Origin of the sequence: Vreelandella stevensii S18214, assembly GCF_000275725.1 — a bacterium.
GTDB lineage: Bacteria > Pseudomonadota > Gammaproteobacteria > Pseudomonadales > Halomonadaceae > Vreelandella > Vreelandella stevensii.
Genome location: NZ_AJTS01000036.1, coordinates 77914 through 97745 on the forward strand (window position 1 = coordinate 77914; position 19832 = coordinate 97745).

Annotated in this window: 17 protein-coding genes and 3 tRNA genes; 5 read left to right on the forward strand and 15 right to left on the reverse strand. The window is 60.3% G+C overall.

The genetic code is table 11. The features are described 5' to 3' along the window. Positions 1–12: 12 nt before the first annotated feature. On the reverse strand, positions 13–747 hold the full coding sequence (gene ccmB, locus HSS18214_RS0108300) for a heme exporter protein CcmB (protein WP_026001814.1): 735 nt from the start codon (positions 745–747) through the stop codon (positions 13–15). A 13-nt stretch (positions 748–760) separates the two neighbouring features. Further along, positions 761–1381: a cytochrome c biogenesis heme-transporting ATPase CcmA gene (gene ccmA / locus HSS18214_RS0108305; protein WP_016914830.1), complete on the reverse strand. Its 621-nt coding sequence runs from the start codon at positions 1379–1381 to the stop codon at positions 761–763. Positions 1382–1641: 260 nt separating this feature from the next. Between ccmA and HSS18214_RS18005 the strand changes: the two genes are divergently transcribed. After that, positions 1642–2061, forward strand: a complete 420-nt coding sequence (locus tag HSS18214_RS18005; protein WP_232710850.1) for a LexA family protein — start codon at positions 1642–1644, stop codon at positions 2059–2061. A 29-nt stretch (positions 2062–2090) separates the two neighbouring features. Further along, positions 2091–2708, forward strand: coding sequence for an IMPACT family protein (locus tag HSS18214_RS0108315; RefSeq protein WP_016914832.1), 618 nt, complete (start codon positions 2091–2093; stop codon positions 2706–2708). A gap of 104 nt (positions 2709–2812) precedes the next feature. On the opposite strand, the gene HSS18214_RS0108320 is transcribed toward HSS18214_RS0108315, so the two are convergent. The 3 genes from HSS18214_RS0108320 to HSS18214_RS0108330 form a co-directional block, all read right to left on the reverse strand. Beyond that, positions 2813–4135: a sodium ion-translocating decarboxylase subunit beta gene (locus HSS18214_RS0108320; protein ID WP_016914833.1), complete on the reverse strand. Its 1323-nt coding sequence runs from the start codon at positions 4133–4135 to the stop codon at positions 2813–2815. A gap of 10 nt (positions 4136–4145) precedes the next feature. Then, on the reverse strand, positions 4146–5966 hold the full coding sequence (gene oadA / locus HSS18214_RS0108325) for a sodium-extruding oxaloacetate decarboxylase subunit alpha (RefSeq protein ID WP_026001816.1): 1821 nt from the start codon (positions 5964–5966) through the stop codon (positions 4146–4148). Between the two features lie 92 nt (positions 5967–6058). Further along, entirely contained in the window at positions 6059–6316 is a 258-nt protein-coding gene (locus HSS18214_RS0108330; RefSeq protein ID WP_016914835.1) for an OadG family protein, read from the reverse strand. Between the two features lie 127 nt (positions 6317–6443). Between HSS18214_RS0108330 and HSS18214_RS0108335 the strand changes: the two genes are divergently transcribed. Beyond that, positions 6444–7415 (forward strand): tRNA dihydrouridine synthase, encoded by a 972-nt coding sequence (locus HSS18214_RS0108335; RefSeq protein ID WP_237718599.1) that lies wholly within the window; start codon positions 6444–6446, stop codon positions 7413–7415. Positions 7416–7580: 165 nt separating this feature from the next. Here the strand turns inward: HSS18214_RS0108335 and HSS18214_RS0108340 are convergent. The 9 genes from HSS18214_RS0108340 to HSS18214_RS0108380 form a co-directional block, all read right to left on the reverse strand. Further along, positions 7581–7657, reverse strand: a tRNA-Arg gene (locus HSS18214_RS0108340). A 67-nt stretch (positions 7658–7724) separates the two neighbouring features. Further along, positions 7725–7801 (reverse strand) — tRNA-Arg (locus HSS18214_RS0108345). Positions 7802–7845: 44 nt separating this feature from the next. After that, positions 7846–7938, reverse strand: a tRNA-Ser gene (locus HSS18214_RS0108350). Between the two features lie 125 nt (positions 7939–8063). Beyond that, the gene (gene csrA, locus HSS18214_RS0108355; RefSeq protein ID WP_016914837.1) at positions 8064–8252 is read right to left on the reverse strand and encodes a carbon storage regulator CsrA; all 189 of its coding nucleotides are present in this window, start codon (positions 8250–8252) and stop codon (positions 8064–8066) included. A gap of 191 nt (positions 8253–8443) precedes the next feature. After that, complete coding sequence (locus HSS18214_RS0108360; protein ID WP_016914838.1) at positions 8444–9694, reverse strand: aspartate kinase; 1251 nt, start codon at positions 9692–9694, stop codon at positions 8444–8446. A gap of 106 nt (positions 9695–9800) precedes the next feature. Beyond that, positions 9801–12413, reverse strand: coding sequence for an alanine--tRNA ligase (gene alaS, locus HSS18214_RS0108365; protein WP_016914839.1), 2613 nt, complete (start codon positions 12411–12413; stop codon positions 9801–9803). Positions 12414–12701: 288 nt separating this feature from the next. Next, complete coding sequence (locus HSS18214_RS0108370) at positions 12702–13175, reverse strand: regulatory protein RecX (RefSeq protein ID WP_016914840.1); 474 nt, start codon at positions 13173–13175, stop codon at positions 12702–12704. Positions 13176–13201: 26 nt separating this feature from the next. Next, positions 13202–14263 (reverse strand): recombinase RecA, encoded by a 1062-nt coding sequence (gene recA, locus HSS18214_RS0108375; RefSeq protein WP_016914841.1) that lies wholly within the window; start codon positions 14261–14263, stop codon positions 13202–13204. 89 nt (positions 14264–14352) lie between these two features. Beyond that, a complete protein-coding gene (locus tag HSS18214_RS0108380; RefSeq protein ID WP_016914842.1) occupies positions 14353–14877 on the reverse strand; it encodes a CinA family protein in 525 nt (174 codons plus the stop codon). Positions 14878–15000: 123 nt separating this feature from the next. Between HSS18214_RS0108380 and mutS the strand changes: the two genes are divergently transcribed. Together mutS and fdxA are read left to right on the forward strand one after the other, a co-directional pair. Continuing rightward, complete coding sequence (mutS, locus tag HSS18214_RS0108385) at positions 15001–17568, forward strand: DNA mismatch repair protein MutS (protein ID WP_016914843.1); 2568 nt, start codon at positions 15001–15003, stop codon at positions 17566–17568. 151 nt (positions 17569–17719) lie between these two features. Further along, complete coding sequence (gene fdxA, locus HSS18214_RS0108390; RefSeq protein ID WP_016914844.1) at positions 17720–18043, forward strand: ferredoxin FdxA; 324 nt, start codon at positions 17720–17722, stop codon at positions 18041–18043. 474 nt (positions 18044–18517) lie between these two features. Here the strand turns inward: fdxA and eno are convergent, their stop codons facing one another. Continuing rightward, on the reverse strand, positions 18518–19807 hold the full coding sequence (eno, locus tag HSS18214_RS0108395) for a phosphopyruvate hydratase (RefSeq protein WP_016914845.1): 1290 nt from the start codon (positions 19805–19807) through the stop codon (positions 18518–18520). Positions 19808–19832: the final 25 nt, after the last annotated feature.

The window sequence follows — 19832 nt, forward strand, 5'->3', positions numbered from 1 at the left end:
TCTTCCCATCCTTTAACCGTTAATACTGATGCGTAGCGACGCGGCAATCGCCCAAGGTGCCAGCATGAGCGACACCGCCAGCAGCGCCCCCAGTATGGCCAGGTGAGCGGCCATCCCATCACCCAGAATGGCGGCCTGTACCGCGCCCGCCCCAAAAATCAGAACCGGGATATACAGCGGCAGTACCAGCAGGGACAGCAGTACCCCGCCCTTGGCCAGCCCCACGGTCAACGCCGCGCCAATGGCCCCTATCAGGCTCAAGCTCGCGGTGCCCAGCGCCAACGACAGCGCCAGCACCCCGTAGCTGCCTGCTGGTAGCGACAACATGATACCCAGCACCGGCGCCATCAGCGCTAGCGGCAGCCCGGTCAACAGCCAGTGCACGGCCACCTTGGCAAGCCCCAGCGCCGCCAGCGGCTGGGGGGCCAACAGCAGCTGCTCCAGGCTGCCGTCTTCGAAATCGCTGCGAAACAGACCATCCAGTGACAGCAGGGCCGCCAGCAACGCCGCTACCCACAGCAGTCCCGGCGCAATGCTGGCCAGCAAGACAGGGTCTGGCGAGATGCCAATGGGAAACAGCGTGATGACCAGTGCAAAAAACACCAGCGGGTTGAGCACCTCACCCTTGCGCCGCAACATCAGCGTCAGGTCGCGCTTGAGCGTGGCATGAATGGCCACTCCAAGCCCCCCCTGCGGTGTATGGAGGACCACCTCAGGGGCACTCGATAGAGCGTGTGAACGTTGCAACGCTGACTCCTTTTTACCCCAGCTGAATACGTCTCAGCACCGATGATTCGGTCAGTGCATGGTGGGTCGTCACCAGAACACAGCCGCCAGACTGAGCATGTGCGACCAGCTGCGCTTCCAACGCCATGACACCGTGGCGGTCAATCGCCGTGAAAGGCTCATCCAGGACCCATAGCGCGCGCGGCGTCAGCGTCAACCTTGCCAAGGCAATACGCCGCTGCTGACCAGCGGAAAGTTGTCCTGCCGGGACATCTTCAAAGCCCACCAGACCAACCTCGAACAGCGCTTGCTCACGCTGTTGATCGCTGCCTTTTTCGCCATTGAGCGCTTGATACCACGCCAGATTTTCCAACGGCGTGAGACCCGCTTTAACGCCGGGGGCGTGCCCTAGATAGAGTAGGTTTGCGAGAAAATGTTCACGGGCCTGGTGCATGGGGGCACCGTTCCAGAATAGCTCGCCACGGTAGTCGGTCAGTTGGCCGGAGAGGATCTTCAACAACGTGGTTTTACCACTGCCGTTGGGGCCTTCGATGCGGACGATCTCGCCGCCCTTGATGTCGAGGTCAAGTCCTTCAAATAGCCAACGATCATCGCGTTCACAGGCCAGTTGTCGGGCTTGCAGGCACAGGCTCAAGAGACTCTCCAGACGCATTAATTTTGGGTCGAACTCTACACGGAAAGGCGCTTTCTCGCCAGTCACGCTCTGCGGCCTGGGGTCGCAGCATGACACAGCTCAAGCCCTCGCCACAAAAGCCACGCTTCAAACAGCACTAGCACTGTATGCAAAAACAGGCTTATACTATAACCACTGTATGGATAGACACCTCTTCAACCACGCTTATCCATTCGCTCACTCGACCGCCTTGGCACAGGCGCTGCATGGGAGAACACACAATGACGATCTGCCTCACCCCCCAGATAACGTCTCACGTACCTTCTCAACCGCTGCCACCGTCTAACCTGCGTCAGCGCCTTGCTTCTCCCCCTCGCCAGGTAAACCAGGACGGTCAAGTGACCCGGCACAACACCTATGCCCTACGCATTCGTGGCGACCGCTTGCAGGCCAGCCAGCTCTTCGACGGTGATCTGCTCATCATTCATCGCCATCAGCACGACACCCAGCAGGAAACGGCCACCCTGACCATCAACGACCACCAGTTTCCCTTGAAGCATTTATCGATTACCCGCCTGGGGGTCCACTTGTGCCCGGAAGATGCAGCGATGCCCGTGCTATTCCTGCATAATGGTGATATCCAGGTGCTGGGCATGGTCATGGGCGTGGCGCACCACACCCGGCAGACTCAGCATCACTGATTCGTCCTTATGTTGGCGAGGAGTTCTGTTTGCGTTACCACATTCCTGACATCGCTCCCGAGGCGTGGCACTCTACCGAGATTGAAGTAGAGAAAAGTCAGTTTCTGACCTGGCTATGCCATGCCCCCAGCACCAGCGCCTTCGACGCCTTGTTACAGGCCGCCAGATCGGCCCACCCCAATGCCAGCCACCACTGCACCGCCTTTATCGTCGGCCCACCGGGGGAGCAGACCCGCATTGGCTTTTCGGATGACGGCGAGCCCGGCGGCACGGCGGGTCGCCCCATGTTTCAGGCGCTGCAAGGTAGCCAGCTAGGGGAAGTGGGTTGCGTGGTCATTCGCTACTTTGGCGGTACCAAGCTGGGCACCGGTGGGTTGGCCAGAGCCTACGCCCAAGCCGTCAACGCGGGGCTGGAAACACTGCCTACCCGGGAGGTGATCGAGCGCGACAGCTACCGGTTACGTGTAGGCTTCGCCCATGAAGCGCAGGCCCGAGCCTGGTGTGAAGAGCAGGAACTGCCTGTGGAACAGGCTGAGTACGATGGGCATGGCGTGTGCCTGACCATCGGCTGGCCCAGCGACGTGGCGCTGGATATCAGCGGTCTGGAGAATCGCCTGAAAACGGCCGTGGCATTCGAAGCACTGTAAGTTCACGGCCTGCCGATGAAGGCTCGGCAAGCCGTGACACAGCTCAGACTCGGGTTCAGCCCAGTTCTATCGCCAAGTACCCGTTCTATCTATAAGTACCAGCTCTATCCCAGGTACTTGATCATGACCCCGGCGGCCACCGCCGAGCCAATCACCCCGGCCACGTTCGGCCCCATGGCGTGCATCAGCAGGAAGTTATGCGGATTTGCCTCCAGGCCTACCTTGTTGGCGACCCGTGCGGCCATCGGCACCGCCGACACCCCTGCTGCCCCAATCAACGGGTTGATGGGCATCCTGCTGACCATGTTCATGAGCTTTGCCATCAACACGCCTGCTGCCGTGCCGATAGCGAAGGCAACCATGCCCAGCCCTAGAATGCCCAGCGTTTCGAAGCTCAAGAAGCTCTCGGCCATGAGCTTGGAACCCACGGACAGGCCGAGAATGATGGTCACGATATTGATCAGCGCATTCTGCGCAGTATCCGACAGTCGCTCCACCACGCCACACTCACGCATCAGGTTACCAAAGCAGAACATGCCCAGCAGTGGCGCAGCGTCAGGCAGGAACAGCGCCACGGCAATCAGCAGCATCAGCGGGAAGATCACCTTCTCCAGCTTGGAGACCGGACGCAGTTGCGTCATGGCAATCTTGCGCTCTTTTTCGGTGGTCAACAGCCGCATGATGGGTGGCTGAATGAGCGGCACCAGTGCCATGTAGGCATAGGCCGCCACGGCAATGGCACCCAGCAGTTCTGGCGCCAACATGCTGGACACATAGATCGACGTCGGCCCGTCCGCCCCGCCGATGATGCCGATGGCGGCCGCCTGATTGAGCGAAAAGTCCATGACGCCCAGCGAGGAGAGCAGCACCGCCCCAAACAGCGTAGCAAAAATCCCGAACTGAGCCGCCGCGCCCAAAAACAGCGTACGCGGATTGGCCAGCAGGGGGCCAAAATCGGTCATGGCCCCCACGCCCATGAAAATGAGCAGCGGCGCAATGCCCGAGGCAATGGCAACGCTATAGAAGCTATACAGCACACCATCGCTGTAGCCTGCCCCCAAGGCAATGTCCTTGGCGGCGCGTAGCTGGTCGTAGTCTGCCGTGTCGTGAGCGACGGCTTTCAGCACTTCGCGCCACCCCTCAACACCTGACAACGGGTCCAGCGTGACGCCCAGCGCAGCCGCCATCTGCTGTAGCACGGCGGGCCTGGCCACTTCGATGGCTTGATCGAGCGCTGAAATGGCCAATCCCGCTTCCGGGATATTGGCCAGAATGCCGCCAAAGCCGATGGGTACCAGCAGCAAAGGCTCGAACTTCTTGTAGATCGCCAGGTAAAGAAGACCCAGCCCTACCAGTACCATGACCGCCTGGCCAGGCTGCAGGTTATAAAGCCCGGAGCCTTCCCATAAGGTGATTAGTTTTTCCATGCCGGTGCCCTTAAAACTCGATCAGCGCATCGCCAACGGCGACGCTATCGCCCTCGCTGACATTGACTTTGGACACCGTTCCGGCGCTGCTGGCACGCACCTCGGTCTCCATCTTCATGGCTTCGAGAATGATCACCACATCGCCCTCGGCCACCTGATCGCCAGGGCGTACGTTGACCTTGAAGATGTTGCCTGCCAGCGGCGCATCGATACTTTCACCGCTTCCTCCAGCGCTTTCTGCCGCTCCAGCACTAGCGCCTCCACTGGCGGCAGCCTGCTCCTTGATCTCGCCAATATCGCCGCCCTGGGCCACCTCGACCACATAGGCCTTGCCGTTGAGCTTGACGGTATAGGTTTCCGGGCCGCTGTTGACCACGGTGGCAGGTACCGCCGGTTCTGCCTTGGCAGGCATGGCCGCGTTTGTTGCTGCTTGTGGCGCGGGCTCGAAGGCTTCCTTGTTGTCACGGTTCTTGAGGAACTTCAGGCCAATCTGCGGGAAGAGCGCGTAGGTCAGCACGTCATCCACCTGCCGCTCGCCTTCTGCCAGGCGCAGCTTGTCGGCACTGGCTTTCTCTTTCAGTTCCGCGGCCAGGCGCTCCATTTCCGGTGACAGGTTGTCCGCAGGGCGGCAAGTGATCGGCTCGCCACCTTCCAGCACGCGCTTTTGCAGCTCCACATTGAAGGGGGCAGGCGCTGAGCCGTATTCACCTTTCAACAGCGCCTGGACCTCCTTGGAAATCGACTTGTAGCGCTCGCCCATCATGACGTTCATCACAGCCTGGGTGCCCACGATCTGCGAAGTCGGCGTTACCAGCGGGATGAATCCCAGGTCTTCACGCACACGCGGAATTTCACTCAGCACGTCATCGAGCTTATCGCCAGCGCCCTGCTCTTTCAGCTGGCTCTCCATGTTGGTCAGCATGCCGCCCGGCACTTGCGCCACCAGAATGCGTGAGTCGATCCCCCGCAGCGAGCCCTCGAACGCCGCATACTTTTTGCGTACCTCACGGAAATAACCGGCGATGTCCTCCAGCAACTCCAGGTCCAGCCCCGTGTCACGGTCCGTATCCTTGAGCATTGCCACCACGGATTCAGTAGGGCTGTGCCCATAGGTCATCGACATCGAGGAGATAGCCGTGTCCACGTTATCGATCCCGGCTTCCACAGCCTTCAAAATGGTGGATGTCGAGAGCCCTGTCGTCGCGTGGCAGTGCAGGTGAACAGGAATGGAAAGCTCTTTCTTCAGACGCGTCACCAGCTCGAACGCCGTGTAGGGCGTCAGCAGCCCCGCCATATCCTTGATAGCCAGAGAGTCCGCGCCCATGTTGGCAATGGTTTTCGCAAGATCTACCCAGCTATCCAGGGTATGTACCGGACTGACGGTATAGGAAATGGTCCCCTGGGCATGACCACCCACAGCGCGCACCGCCTTGATGGCACGCTCCAGATTGCGCGGGTCATTCATGGCGTCGAACACGCGGAATACATCCACGCCGTTGGTTTTGGCACGCTCGACGAACTTGTCGACTACATCGTCGGCATAGTGACGGTAGCCCAGCAGGTTCTGCCCGCGCAGCAACATTGCCTGCGGCGTGTTGGGCATTGCCTCTTTCAGGGCACGAATGCGCTCCCAAGGGTCTTCACCCAGATAACGAATACAGGCATCGAAGGTGGCGCCGCCCCAGGTCTCCAGCGACCAGTACCCGACCTTATCGAGCTTTTCGGCGATAGGCAGCATGTCGTCGAGCCGCAGCCGGGTCGCGAATAGCGACTGGTGGGCATCGCGCAACACAACATCAGTGATTCCTAGCGGACGTTTTACATCGTTCATGGTCGTGACTCACCGTTTAGCTTTATTGACTTGTAGTAAATTTAGCAAAATTCATTCTTGAAGAGGGAGTGTATTCGTTATCCATTCCGCCGTTAACGGCGATGCGCAGCCCGATAACGGTGCACTGCAGCACTGATCACGGCCACCACCTCATCGTCAAGGCCTGCCTGAGCAGCGGTCTGACGGCCTTTCCGCTTGGCAGCCGGTGCCACCGGTGCGGGCTGAAAACGCCCAATCAGCTTCGACATCAGCGTGACACTGACCACCAAAACCGCAAGAAAAACAAAAACAAACCCCATACCAAGCCCCATCAGGGCGAGCCCCTCCTGGAGCAACTCCGACCCTTGCATAGCGCGCTCTCCTTGTTGTGTAAGGTGGTTGGCACACCAAACGCCTCCAGCGGCGCTTGGCGGAGTAAGGGTAATACACTAACCTGCCACATCCAGCATAGAATGCAATCGCGCCATAGTGGAAGTCATGGTTGTTAATTTACTACATAAAGGCAAGATTGGCCTTGCGCCAATGGAAGGGGTCATCGACGCACTCACCCGCGACCTGCTCACCCGCCAGCCCGGTTTCGACTGGACGGTGACAGAGTTCGTGCGGGTGGTGGATACCCGCCTTCCCCCCAGGGTGTTTTACAAGCACTGCCCTGAGCTCCAACAGCGCCCTGTGGCTACTCCCAGCGGCATCCCGGTGCACCTGCAGCTACTCGGCTCCGACCCCAGCGCGCTGGCCGAGAATGCTCGTCAGGCGCTTGCACTGGGCGCCATCAGCGTCGACCTCAACTTTGGCTGCCCGGCCAAGCTGGTCAACCGTCACGACGGCGGCGCCTCCTTGCTGCGCCAGCCCGAGCGTGTCTACCAGGCTGTCAGGGCGGTTGCTGATGCCCTGGCCGGCGAGATTCCGGTCACCGCCAAGATACGTCTGGGCTTCGCCAATCGACGCATGGCGGTAACCTGCGCCCAGGCGACCCAGGCAGGCGGCGCCGCACGGCTGGTGGTGCATGGACGAACCCGAGACGAGGGCTACCGCCCGCCCGCGCACTGGGAGTGGATCGGCAGAGTTCGTCACCACGTGGACATCCCCGTGGTGGCCAACGGCGATATCTGGACGCTGGAAGACTACTGGAAGGCGCGCACGCTGTCGGGCTGCCATGACGTCATGCTGGGCCGCAGCGCCCTGGCTGACCCTTGGCTGGCACCCCGCATTCGCCACTGGCAGGAAACCGGCGAGCGGCTGCCGGATACCACCTGGGCAATGCGTGCCAGCGTGCTACAAGAGTACGCCGAGCATCAACGCCAACAGCTACCCGATCGCGTCGTGGTTTCTCTGGTGAAACAGTGGCTGGCGCAGATGCGTCAGGGCAATGGCGAAGCCGAGCAGCACTTTCAGCGCCTGAAGCGGGTCACGGACCTGGACATACTGCTCGACAACCTGGTGCCGTAACGCTTCGCCCTCTGACTCAGACCCCAACGCTTACGAACCAAAAAAAAGCGCCCTTCCGCAAGATGCGGGGGCGCTTTACACGATCGCAAGAGCAACGTGCGAGCTACGTTGGTCAGGCTAGAAGCAGAAAACCCGCTCTCTAATAAGAGAGCGGGTTTTGAAATCTGGCGCGCCCGGGAGGATTCGAACCTCCGACCACCTGATTCGTAGTCAGGTACTCTATCCAGCTGAGCTACGGGCGCTTGACAGTCATGCTTTTCTCGAAAAGCAATGAATCCACTGTAACATCAAAACCTTACGTTTGCAACTTGGCGCGCCCGGGAGGATTCGAACCTCCGACCACCTGATTCGTAGTCAGGTACTCTATCCAGCTGAGCTACGGGCGCATAGCTAACGATGCTACGTGTCTAACGATGTTACATGGTGCGGTTGGCGGAGAGAGAGGGATTCGAACCCTCGATAGGGCTATAAACCCTATACTCCCTTAGCAGGGGAGCGCCTTCAGCCACTCGGCCACCTCTCCTCAACAGCACGGCGCGAATGTTACCGATTATGGGGACTGGTGTCCACCCCTGTGCCGATTTTTTTTCACGCCGCCCTGATAGTTACCGCTACAGCGCCCTTTTTGAGCACAACACTGGCGGCCATTTATTCCACTTCGCTTTCGCTATTGCGTTCACGCTGAATGCGCTGATAGATCTCTTCACGGTGTACCGCGACATCTTTTGGTGCGTTGACACCAATGCGCACTTGATTACCTTTCACACCTAACACTGTGACGGTGACTTCATCACCGATCATCAGCGTTTCGCCAACGCGGCGGGTTAGGATGAGCATGGCTGATCTCCTTCTCAGACGTTTGATACAACGGGATGTGTCCGCCGGTAGCGCCACCACGCCATTATGCGGCATGGTGACCCCTGCTACCAATGGCTTTAACCCTATGACACCTTAACCTCCCGTTGAATGGAAGCCCACCACCACACGGCAGCGAGTACCCTCAGCGTAGAAGGTTTGAGGGACAAGTGTTATTCAGATTCGCTATCGGCCTTATCCAAGCCAAATGCCTTGTGCAAGGCATTGACCGCAAGTTCCATGTGTTTTTCGTCGATCACCACGGAAATCTTGATTTCAGACGTCGATACCATACGAATATTCACGTTCTCTTCGGCCAGCACGCGAAACATCTTCGATGCTACGCCGGCATGTGAACGCATACCGACACCTACCAGCGACACTTTGGCAATGTTGTCGTCGCCGCGCAGTTCACCGCCGCCCAGATCGGGAATGACGGTCTCTTCCAGCAGCTTCTTGGTGGCCTTGTAGTCACCTTTTGCCACCGTGAAGGTGAAATCGGTGTAATCACCTGCCGGTGCTACATTTTGGACAATCATGTCCACTTCAATGTTGGCGTCGGCAATCGGACCTAAAATACGCGAGGCAACGCCGGGCACATCGGGGGTATTCAGCAGCGTCAGCTTGGCTTCGTTCTTGGTAAACGCGATACCGGAGATTAGCGGTTCTTCCATAGAGTCCTCGTCTTGGTCAGAGTCTGCAACAATCAGGGTGCCAGGGCCATCTTCAAAGCTCGACAGAACCCGCAGCGGTACGTTGTACTTGCCAGCGAATTCCACCGCGCGAATCTGCAGCACTTTGGAGCCCAGGCTGGCCAGTTCCAGCATTTCCTCTACCGTGATGCTCTCCAGGCGCTGAGCCTTGGAGCAGACACGCGGGTCGGTGGTGTAAACACCGTCCACATCAGTATAGATCTGGCACTCATCAGCCCCCAGGGCCGCTGCCAGCGCCACGCCAGTGGTGTCCGAGCCGCCACGCCCCAGCGTGGTGATGTTGCCGTTTTCGTCCACCCCCTGGAAACCGGCGACCACCACGACCTTGCCAGCGTCCAGATCGGCTTTCAGATCGTCGGTTTCGATACGCTGGATACGCGCTTTGGTATACGCGCTATCGGTATGAATGCCTACCTGTGCGCCGGTGTGCGAGGTTGCCGAGACGCCAATGTGCTGCAGCGCCATAGCCAGCAGAGAGATGGTGACCTGCTCGCCCGTCGAGAGCAGCATATCCATTTCACGCGGGGCGGGATCTTCGTTCAGGGCATGCGCCATATCGGTCAGGCGGTTGGTTTCGCCACTCATCGCAGAGACGACGACGACGACCTGGTGCCCCTGATCACGAAAGCCTTTGACCTTTTCCGCCACGGCTTTGATACGGTCGACAGAGCCCACCGAAGTGCCGCCGAACTTCTGTACGTATAGTGCCATATGCCGTTCTTCCTTTACGTTCGGGAATGGAGGGTGAATGTTGTTATTGCCAATTTTCCTGACGTACAAAAAGGCCGGTAGCAAATGATGCCACCGGCCCTCTCATTTAGCTAAGTGTGTTTTCCAACCAAGCCGGAACGCTATTCAACGCTCCGGGCAGCGCATCGGGCTGGCTACCGCCCGCCTGAGCCATGTCGGCGCGACCGCCGCCTTTGCCGCCAACCTGCGACGCCACATGGTTGACCAGCTCGCCAGCCTTCACACGACCGGTCAGATCAGCCGTGACACCTGCAATCAGACTGACCTTGCCAGCATCGGCATCGGCTACGCCCAGCATGATGACGCCCGAGCCAAGCTTGTTCTTGAGCTGATCCAACACGCCGCGTAAGTCCTTGCCCGAGACGCCTTCGAGCTGGGTGACCAACAGCTTTACACCCGCCACTTCCTGCACCTGGCTGAGCATGTCGCTCCCTGCCGCGCTGGCCAGCTTGGCCTTCAGCTGCTCCAGCTCTTTCTCCAGGCTGCGGTTGCGCTCGACCAGCGATTCCACGCGTGCTTCCACCTGCTCGGGCTTGGTTTTCAGACGCTCGCTCAGGCGCTGTACGCGGGCCTCCTGCTCGCGGAAGTAGGCCAGCGCATTTTCCCCGGTAATCGCTTCGATACGGCGCACGCCGGAAGCGATGCCCACCTCACTGACCACATGGCAGCAGCCAATGTCACCACTGCGGCTTACGTGAGTACCGCCACACAGTTCGATGGAGAAGTCATCGGCACCAATGGTCAGTACGCGCACGCTATCGGCGTATTTCGCTTCGAACAGCGCCGCCGCGCCTTTGGCCTTGGCCTCAGCCAGGCTCATGTGTTCGATTTTCGTTGGCGCATTGGCCAGAATCTGGGCGTTGACGATGCGCTCCACTTCGGCAATCTGTTCAGCGGTCATCGGCTCGAAGTGGCTGAAGTCGAAGCGCAGGCGTTCGGCGTTGACCAGCGAGCCCTTCTGCTGAACGTGATCCCCCAGCACCATGCGCAGTGCTTCGTGCAACAGGTGGGTCGCCGAGTGGTTGCGCAGCGTGGCGGTACGCAGGCTAGCATCCACCTCGCCGCGCACGCTGGCACCCACGCTCAGCGAGCCTTCCACCATCACCCCTTGGTGCAGGTGATGGCCGCGCTGCTTCTGGGTATCGGTGACCTGGAAGCGGCCACCGTCGACGTGCAGGTAGCCTGTATCGCCTACCTGGCCGCCGGACTCGCCATAGAACGGCGTGCGATCCAGCACCACGGTGCCCTTCTGGCCCGCTTCCAGGGCCGCCAGTGCATTGCCTTCGCTATCCACGAGTGCCATCACGGTGGCCTGATCGACCAGCTGATCGTAGCCGGTAAACTGCGTCTCGCCTTCCAGGTCGATGGAGGCGGTGTAGTCGGCACCGAACTGGCTGGCGGCGCGGGCACGTTCACGCTGCGCTTCCAGCTCACGCTGGAAGCCCTCTTCATCCAGGGTGACTTCCCGCTCGCGGCACACGTCGGCGGTCAAATCGAAGGGGAAACCGTAGGTATCGTACAGCTTAAACACAGTCTCACCGGGCAGCACGTCGCCTTGCAGCTCTTCCAGCGCAGCATTCAGCAGCCCCATGCCGTGATCCAGCGTACGGGCGAACTGCTCCTCCTCTTTCAGCAGCACGCGGGCAATCTGCTCGCTGGCCTCGCGCAGCTCGGGGTAGGCGTCGCCCATTTCGGCATCCAGTGCACTCACCAGCTTGTGGAAGAACGGCTCGGCCGCGCCCAGCTTGTGGCCATGACGAATGGCGCGACGGATGATACGACGCAGTACGTAGCCGCGCCCTTCGTTGGAAGGCAGCACGCCGTCGGCAATCAGGAAGGCGCAAGAGCGAATATGGTCGGCAATCACGCGCAGCGAGGGCGTTATCGTATCCTGATGCCCGGTGGCCTTGGCCGCGGCTTGTAGCAGGTTCTGGAACAGATCGATCTCGTAGTTGGAGTGTACGCCCTGCATCACCGCCGCCACGCGCTCCAGCCCCATGCCGGTATCGATCGACGGCTTGGGCAGCGGGTGCAGCGTGCCATCGGCTGAACGGTCGTACTGCATGAAGACCAGGTTCCAGATTTCGATGAAACGGTCACCGTCTTCCTCAGGCGTTCCGGGCGGGCCACCCCAGACTTCCGGGCCGTGATCGAAGAATATCTCGGAACACGGGCCACAGGGGCCGGTGTCACCCATCTGCCAGAAGTTGTCCTTGGCACCAATGCGCGCAATGCGATCATGCGGCACGCCAATCTCATCGGCCCAGATGGCGTAGGCCTCCTCATCTTCGGTGAACACCGTGACCCACAGCTTTTCGGCAGGCAGCCCCAGACGCTCGGTCAGGAACGTCCAGGCAAAGCGAATGGCATCACGCTTGAAATAGTCGCCAAAGCTGAAATTGCCGAGCATTTCGAAGAAGGTGTGGTGGCGCGCGGTGTAGCCGACGTTATCCAGGTCGTTGTGCTTGCCGCCAGCACGCACGCAGCGCTGCGCAGATGCCGCACGAACGTAGGGACGCGGATCTCGGCCTAGAAAAACGTCCTTGAAGGGCACCATGCCCGCACTGGTGAAGAGCAGCGTCGCGTCGTTGCCCGGCACAAGTGAGCCGGTGGGCACGACGGTGTGCCCCTGCTGTTCGAAATAATCGAGAAAGGCCTGTCTGAGTTCTGCGCTTTTCATAGGGTATCCGTGACAAGAAAGCGTGATGCCCCAGGGCGCTGTCGCCGCTACCCGCTGGGGTCGCAAAACGCCCATTATAACGCAGTTGTCAAACGACTAAAGCCGCAGATAGTGGCAGAGCCCCTAATGACACAATAAATAGAGGGCGGGTGGCACGATAAATAGAGGACGGGAACCACGTGGTGAACAGCCCTGAGCGGGGTTATAGACAGCCCTGAGCGGGGTTATAGACAGCCCTGAGCGGGGTTATAGACAGCCCTGAGCGGGTTTATGACAGCTCTGAGCGGGCTAGGAAGAGGGCGACAAACAGGACAGTGCATAGCGGATTTGCTCGAAATCGAAGCCACGCCCAGCCAGAAAACGTTCTCGCTTGGCACGCTCCTTGGGCGTCTCGCCCGGCGAGCTGAAGCGTCGTTCCAAGGTTTGGCGGGCCAGCTCGAACCAGTCCACGGCTTCGCGCGCTTCCACCGCTGCCAGCGCAGCGGCACAGGTTTGCGCGTCGACACCGCGCTGACGCAGCTCGCCCTTGATGCGAATCACTCCCTGCCCGCGGGCGATGCGTGAACGGATGAAGCTTTCGGCAAAGCGCTCATCCGACTGCAGCGCCTGCTCGGCCAACCCATCGAGGCAGGCGCTGATCTCGTCGGCATCGAAGGCCTTTTGCTCGAGCTTGCGGGCCAGCTCGGCGCGGGAGTACTCACGCCGAGCCAGCCACTGAATGGCCCACTCTCTGGGCGAAGCGTCGGCGTTAGTAGAGAACACTCACGCCTCCTGCTCGACAGCCTGGTTCAAAGCAGATCGTCATCGCCTTCGGCGGCCACATCTGCTGCAGGGGCTTCTTCTTTCTTCGGCTCTACCTTGGCCAGCAGTTGCTCACGGATTTGCGACTCGATCTCTTCCATGATCGCAGGATGCTCTTCCAGGTACTGGGCCGCATTGGCCTTGCCCTGGCCAATCTTGCTGCCCTTGTAGCTGTACCAGGCGCCCGCCTTGTCCACCAGGCTGCACTGCACGCCCAGGTCGACGACCTCGCCTGCGTGATAAATGCCCTTGCCGTAGAGGATCTGGAACTCGGCCTGACGGAACGGTGGAGCCACCTTGTTCTTCACGACCTTGACGCGCGTTTCGTTGCCCGTGACTTCGTCGCCGGACTTCACGGAGCCCGTGCGGCGGATATCCAGACGCACGCTGGAGTAGAACTTCAGGGCATTACCCCCGGTGGTCGTTTCGGGGCTGCCGAACATCACGCCGATCTTCATGCGGATCTGGTTGATGAAAATCACCAGACAGTTGGCGTTCTTGATGTTACCGGTAATTTTACGCAGCGCCTGGGACATCAAGCGGGCCTGCAGGCCTACGTGGGAATCGCCCATTTCGCCTTCGATCTCGGCACGGGGCGTCAGGGCCGCCACGGAGTCGATGATGATCACGTCCACGCCGCCCGAACGGACCAGCATGTCGGTGATTTCCAGCGCCTGCTCACCCGTATCGGGTTGCGAGACCAGCAGGTCGTCCAGATTGACGCCGAGTTTTTCGGCGTAGCTGGGGTCCAGCGCGTGCTCGGCATCTACGAAGGCACACACTTTGCCCTGCTTTTGCGCCTGGGCAATGACCGACAGGGTCAGCGTGGTTTTACCGGAGGACTCTGGGCCAAAGATTTCGACCACACGACCAAACGGCAGCCCGCCAATGCCGAGCGCAATGTCCAGCCCCAGCGAACCGGTGGAGACAGACGGCATGACGACACGGGGCGCATCGCCCAGACGCATGACGGTGCCTTTGCCGAACTGACGATCGATCTGACTGAGTGCCGCATTCAGCGCTTTGGTGCGGTTGTCTTCCTGAGCCATGCAGAGATTCCTCATAACAAGCTGTATAATTAGCCAGTAGTATGCCAAAGATCGGCGATGAAACAAATCCTCGGCGGCAACTTTAACGATTATTTCCTGGTGGCCTGCGCGGAAAGCCGAGCGACCAACCCTGCCAGGGCTTCACGTACCGCCTGCTCGCGCACCGCCTGCCGGTCACCCGGAAAATGAAAGCATTCGGCCTGCTGGCTCTCGGCATCGCCCCAGGCCAGCCATACGGTGCCCACCGGCTTCTCCTCGCTACCGCCTTCCGGCCCGGCCACACCACTGACGGCCACGGCCAGGTCGGCACCGCTGTCACGACAGGCGCCCGCCACCATGGCACCCACGACCGCTTCACTGACCGCGCCGTGGGCTTCCAGCAGGGCAGGTTCGACCCCCAGCAGGCGGGTCTTGGCGGCATTGGAGTAGGTCACATAGCCTGCGGTGAAGTACGCCGAGCTGCCAGCCACGGAGGTAATGGCGCTGGCAATGCCACCTCCCGTGCATGACTCGGCGGTGGTCACTTCGACATGCAACTGCTGGCACAGCCGTCCAAGTCGTTGAGCCAACAGTGATAAATCGAGATTCTTGAGACTGGAAACACTGGGGGCCATGGTGACTCCTTCATGTAAGACCTTAGGGTAGCGTAGAATACTGCGTTTAGCTTTCTCAACGAAATTGCCCAACGAACATGCCGCATGCCGTTCAGGTCTGCGCCACGCTCAATCAGGACGCTCATGTCACAGGCCAGCCCCGCCCATACGCCGATGATGGCGCAGTATTTGAAAATCAAACGCGAGCACCCCGAGGTATTGCTGTTCTACCGCATGGGGGACTTCTACGAACTGTTTTTTGACGACGCCAAACGGGCAGCAGCGCTGCTGGATATCACCTTGACCCAGCGCGGCCAGTCGGGCGGCAAGCCGATCCCCATGGCGGGCGTGCCTTATCACAGCGCCGAGGGCTACCTTGCCAGGCTGGTAGCGGGTGGCGAGTCGGTGGCCATTTGCGAGCAAATTGGCGACCCCGCCACCAGCAAAGGCCCTGTCGAGCGCCAGGTGGTGCGCATCGTGACCCCCGGGACGCTGCACGACGAGGCGCTGCTGGATGCCCGCCGCGACAACGTGCTGGTGGCCGTGGCCCCGGGCAAGGAAGGCTGGGGGCTTGCCTGGCTGGAGCTTTCCAGCGGGCGCTTCAACGTGCTGGAGGTAGAGAGCGAGGCCGAAATGCTGGCCGAGCTGACCCGCCTGTCACCTGCCGAACTGCTGGTGCCTGAAAGCCTTTCCCTGCCCGACGCCTGGTCGCAAAAGCGCAGCCTGCGCCGCCAGGGTGAATGGCTATTCGACCTGGAAAGCGCCACGCGCAGCCTGTGCGACCAGTTCGAAGTGAGCGACTTGCGCGGATTTGGTTGCGCGCATCTCTCTACCGCTTTGGTGGCCGCAGGCGTCTTGATCGACTATGCCCGGGACACCCAGCGCTCACGGCTGCCCCATGTCACGTCCATCAGCGTGGAGAATCGCGACGACGCGGTGGTGATCGACGCGGCCAGTCGCCGTAATCTGGAAATCGACATCAACCTCGGCGGCAACGGCGACAACACCCTGGCCAGCGTACTGGATACCTGCGCCACCGCCATGGGCTCACGGTTGCTTAAACGCTGGTTGAACCGCCCCCTGCGCCAACGGGAGATCGTCGAAGGACGCCAAGCGGGCGTTGCCCTGCTCTCCATCGATGCCGCTTACATGAGCCTGCGCGAGACGCTGAGCGATGTAGGCGACGTGGAGCGGATTCTCGCCCGGGTTGCCCTGTACAGCGCTCGCCCACGTGACCTGGCAAGACTGCGTGACACCCTCGCCACGCTGCCTACCCTGGAAGCGCTGCTGGCCGATATCGATACCGGCAGCGCTCTGGACGGTCTGACACCGAACATCCGCCCCTACCCGACGCTGGCCGATACGCTGAACCGAGCCCTGGTCGACAACCCACCGGTGGTGATTCGTGACGGCGGCGTGATTGCCGATGGCTTCGATGCCGAGCTGGATGAACACCGGGGCATGGCCGAGAACGCGGGCGATTACCTGGTCCAGCTCGAACTGCGCGAACGCGAGCGCACCGGCCTGGCCAACCTCAAAGTGGGTTATAACCGCGTCCATGGCTACTTCATCGAGCTGCCCCGCTCCCAGGCCCAGCAGGCGCCCGCAGACTACATTCGTCGCCAGACGCTGAAAAACGCCGAACGCTTCATCATTCCCGAGCTGAAAGAGTTCGAAGACAAGGCACTGTCCGCCAAGTCACGCGCACTGACTCGAGAGAAATGGCTCTACGACCAGCTGTTGGCCACCCTGAATGAGCAGCTGCATGCCCTGCAAGCCACCTCGCGGGCCTTGGCCGAGCTGGACGTGCTGTGCGCCTTTGCCGAACGTGCCGAGGCGCTCAACTGGGTGCGCCCACAGTTGGTCGCGACTACGGGCATTACCATTACCGCGGGCCGACACCCGGTCGTGGAGCAGGTCAGCGACAAACCGTTCGTACCCAACGACGTCATGCTGACGCCGGAACAACACATGCTGATCATCACCGGCCCCAACATGGGGGGTAAATCGACCTACATGCGCCAGACGGCCCTCATTGCCCTCCTGGCGCACAGCGGCAGTTTCGTGCCTGCCGATGCCGCCGAGGTTGGCCCGATCGATCGTATTTTCACCCGTATCGGCTCCTCCGATGATTTGGCAGGCGGGCGCTCCACCTTCATGGTGGAAATGACCGAAACCGCCAATATCCTGCACAATGCCACCGAGCACAGCCTGGTGCTGATGGACGAGATCGGGCGCGGCACCAGCACCTTCGACGGCTTGTCGCTGGCCTGGGCCAGCGCCGAACATTTGGCCCGGGCCCGTGCACTGACGCTGTTCGCGACGCACTACTTCGAAATGACCGCGCTGCCCGAGCAGGCCGAGGGGGTGGCCAACATTCACCTGACGGCTACCGAGCACGGAGATGGCATCGTCTTCATGCACCGCATCGAAGCCGGCCCCGCCAGCCAGAGCTACGGGCTACAGGTAGCGCAACTGGCAGGCGTACCGGGGCCGGTGATTCGTCGCGCACGGGAGAAGCTGATGACACTGGAACAGCGCGACGTGGACACCCAGCAGCGGCCCTTGTCAGGCTCCCAGGCCCCTCAGCAGAACGACCTGTTTGCCAGCGCGCCACATCCGGTGGTGGACGCACTGACCGGTACCGACATCGACGACTTATCACCCCGCGAGGCGCTGGATCTGCTCTACCAGTGGCGCTCGATGCTGTAAACACGGGTGAGATTGATGCCTGGCGCTTGCCGCCATGGGGCAGCACTACTAAAATGGCGCCACATTTAGCTTATAAAAAACGGCTAATCTATAACCATTCGCGATTAAACACGACCGGAGCACGCTCCGGTCCCGCAAGAGGGATAGTGAGATGACGTTTGTCGTTACCGAGAACTGCATCCAATGCAAGTACACCGACTGCGTGGAAGTTTGCCCGGTCGACTGTTTCTATGAAGGCCCCAACTTCCTGGTCATCCACCCGGATGAGTGCATCGATTGCGCCCTCTGCGAGCCGGAGTGCCCCGCCGAGGCCATTTTCTCGGAAGACGAGCTACCGGATGGGCAAGAGCAGTTCATCGAGATCAACGCCGAGCTGGCCGACGTGTGGCCCAACATTGCCGAGAAGAAAGACCCGCTGCCCGATGCAGAAGAGTGGGACGGCAAGCCTGGCAAGCTCGAAAAGCTGGAGCGCTGATCGCAGCGACACGGCATTGCCTGAGAACCAGCGTTCGCGCTGGTTTTTTTGGACCTGACTGATGCGCAGGCAAAAAAAAGGCGGCCCGTAGGCCGCCCGCTCCAAGCACTTCCTCTGACCACTCCTTGGGTCAACCTCCTCAGGTGGCTTCCTTGCCAGGGCTCACATCACTGTGTCACCCGGCGCACCTGCCTACATCCCGTTTGCATCCTGCCTGAAGCATCCTTGCCTCCCCTTGTCCTGAATGCATTGTGGCAGAACAGCGTAACTTCTCAAGCGGACCCAATACGCAAAAGGCGAGCCCAGCGGGCTCGCCTTTTTTTCACAAAATCCAATCAAGACAAGCACTTAAAGTTGGATTAGTGAAAAATTTCGCTTTTTCTTACAAGGTTTCGAGCGAATGTCGTCGGCATTTGTAAGAGATCTCTTACAAATTTTTGAGAGATCTCTTACACGCCATCGCTGGTTTTTCGCTTATTGGCCCTTGATGGCCTTCAAACCGGGGTAGGTCACTTCCCCCAGCTCTGCTTCGATGACCAGCAGACGGTTGTATTTGGCCACACGGTCAGAACGACACAGCGAACCGGTCTTGATCTGTCCTGCACAGGTGCCCACGGCCAGGTCGGCAATGGTGGTGTCTTCGGTCTCACCGCTGCGGTGGGAGATCACCGCCGTGAAGCCAGCGTCCTGGGCCATCTTGATCGCATCGAGGGTTTCGGAGAGCGAGCCAATCTGGTTGAACTTGATCAGGATCGAGTTACCGATCTGCTCGTCGATGCCGCGCTTGAGGATTTTGGTGTTGGTCACGAACAGGTCATCGCCCACCAGCTGCACCTTGTCGCCCAGCTTGTCGGTCAAGTCTTTCCAACCCGCCCAGTCGGACTCGTCCATGCCGTCTTCGATAGAGACGATGGGGTAGTCCGCGCACAGGCCCGCCAGGTAGTCGGCAAACCCTGCGGAGTCGTAACGCTTGCCTTCTCCGGCCAGGTCGTACTGGCCTTCCTTGTAGAACTCGGAGGCAGCACAGTCCAGCGCCAGGGTAACGTCGCTACCCAGGGTGTAACCGGCATCGGCCACCGCCTGCTTGATGACAGCCAGGGCATCGGCGTTGGACGCCAGGTTGGGCGCAAAGCCACCTTCATCGCCTACCGAGGTAGACAGCCCCTTGGCAGACAGTACTTTCTTCAGCGCGTGGAAGATTTCCGCGCCCATGCGCAGGCCTTCACGGAAGTTGGCAGCACCGACCGGCTGTACCATGAACTCCTGAATATCCACGTTATTGTCGGCATGCTCGCCGCCGTTGAGGATGTTCATCATCGGTACCGGCATGCTGTACTGGCCCGGTTGACCGTAAAGCTCGGCAATATGCGCATACAGCGGTACGCCCTTGGCGTTGGCAGCCGCCTTGGCAGCGGCCAGCGACACGGCCAGAATGGCGTTGGCGCCCAGGTTGGCCTTGTTGTCGGTGCCGTCCAGCGCCAGCATGGCGTCATCCAGACCGCGCTGGTCCCGTGCATCCATCCCCAACAACGCCTCACGGATCCTGCCATTCACGGCATCCACGGCATCCAACACGCCTTTGCCGAGGTAACGCGCCTTGTCGCCATCACGCAGCTCGAGTGCTTCGCGGGAGCCGGTAGAGGCACCGCTGGGCGCGCAGGCGCTACCTACGGCACCGCTTTCCAAACGCACGGTGGCCTGAACGGTCGGGTTGCCGCGCGAATCGAGCACTTCCAGCGCACTGATTTCAACAATTTTGGTCATGACAGTGTCCTTTGGTTGTCGGTCT

Coding starts and splice junctions, on each gene's coding strand:
- HSS18214_RS0108380 (WP_016914842.1), bottom strand. CDS start 14,877: ATGGCCCCCAGTGTTTCCAGTCTCAAGAATCTCGATTTATCACTGTTG.
- mutS (WP_016914843.1), top strand. CDS start 15,001: ATGTCACAGGCCAGCCCCGCCCATACGCCGATGATGGCGCAGTATTTG.
- eno (WP_016914845.1), bottom strand. CDS start 19,807: ATGACCAAAATTGTTGAAATCAGTGCGCTGGAAGTGCTCGATTCGCGC.
- HSS18214_RS0108360 (WP_016914838.1), bottom strand. CDS start 9,694: ATGGCACTATACGTACAGAAGTTCGGCGGCACTTCGGTGGGCTCTGTC.
- HSS18214_RS18005 (WP_232710850.1), top strand. CDS start 1,642: ATGACGATCTGCCTCACCCCCCAGATAACGTCTCACGTACCTTCTCAA.
- recA (WP_016914841.1), bottom strand. CDS start 14,263: ATGGCTCAGGAAGACAACCGCACCAAAGCGCTGAATGCGGCACTCAGT.
- HSS18214_RS0108330 (WP_016914835.1), bottom strand. CDS start 6,316: ATGCAAGGGTCGGAGTTGCTCCAGGAGGGGCTCGCCCTGATGGGGCTT.
- HSS18214_RS0108335 (WP_237718599.1), top strand. CDS start 6,444: ATGGTTGTTAATTTACTACATAAAGGCAAGATTGGCCTTGCGCCAATG.
- fdxA (WP_016914844.1), top strand. CDS start 17,720: ATGACGTTTGTCGTTACCGAGAACTGCATCCAATGCAAGTACACCGAC.
- csrA (WP_016914837.1), bottom strand. CDS start 8,252: ATGCTCATCCTAACCCGCCGCGTTGGCGAAACGCTGATGATCGGTGAT.
- HSS18214_RS0108320 (WP_016914833.1), bottom strand. CDS start 4,135: ATGGAAAAACTAATCACCTTATGGGAAGGCTCCGGGCTTTATAACCTG.
- oadA (WP_026001816.1), bottom strand. CDS start 5,966: ATGAACGATGTAAAACGTCCGCTAGGAATCACTGATGTTGTGTTGCGC.
- alaS (WP_016914839.1), bottom strand. CDS start 12,413: ATGAAAAGCGCAGAACTCAGACAGGCCTTTCTCGATTATTTCGAACAG.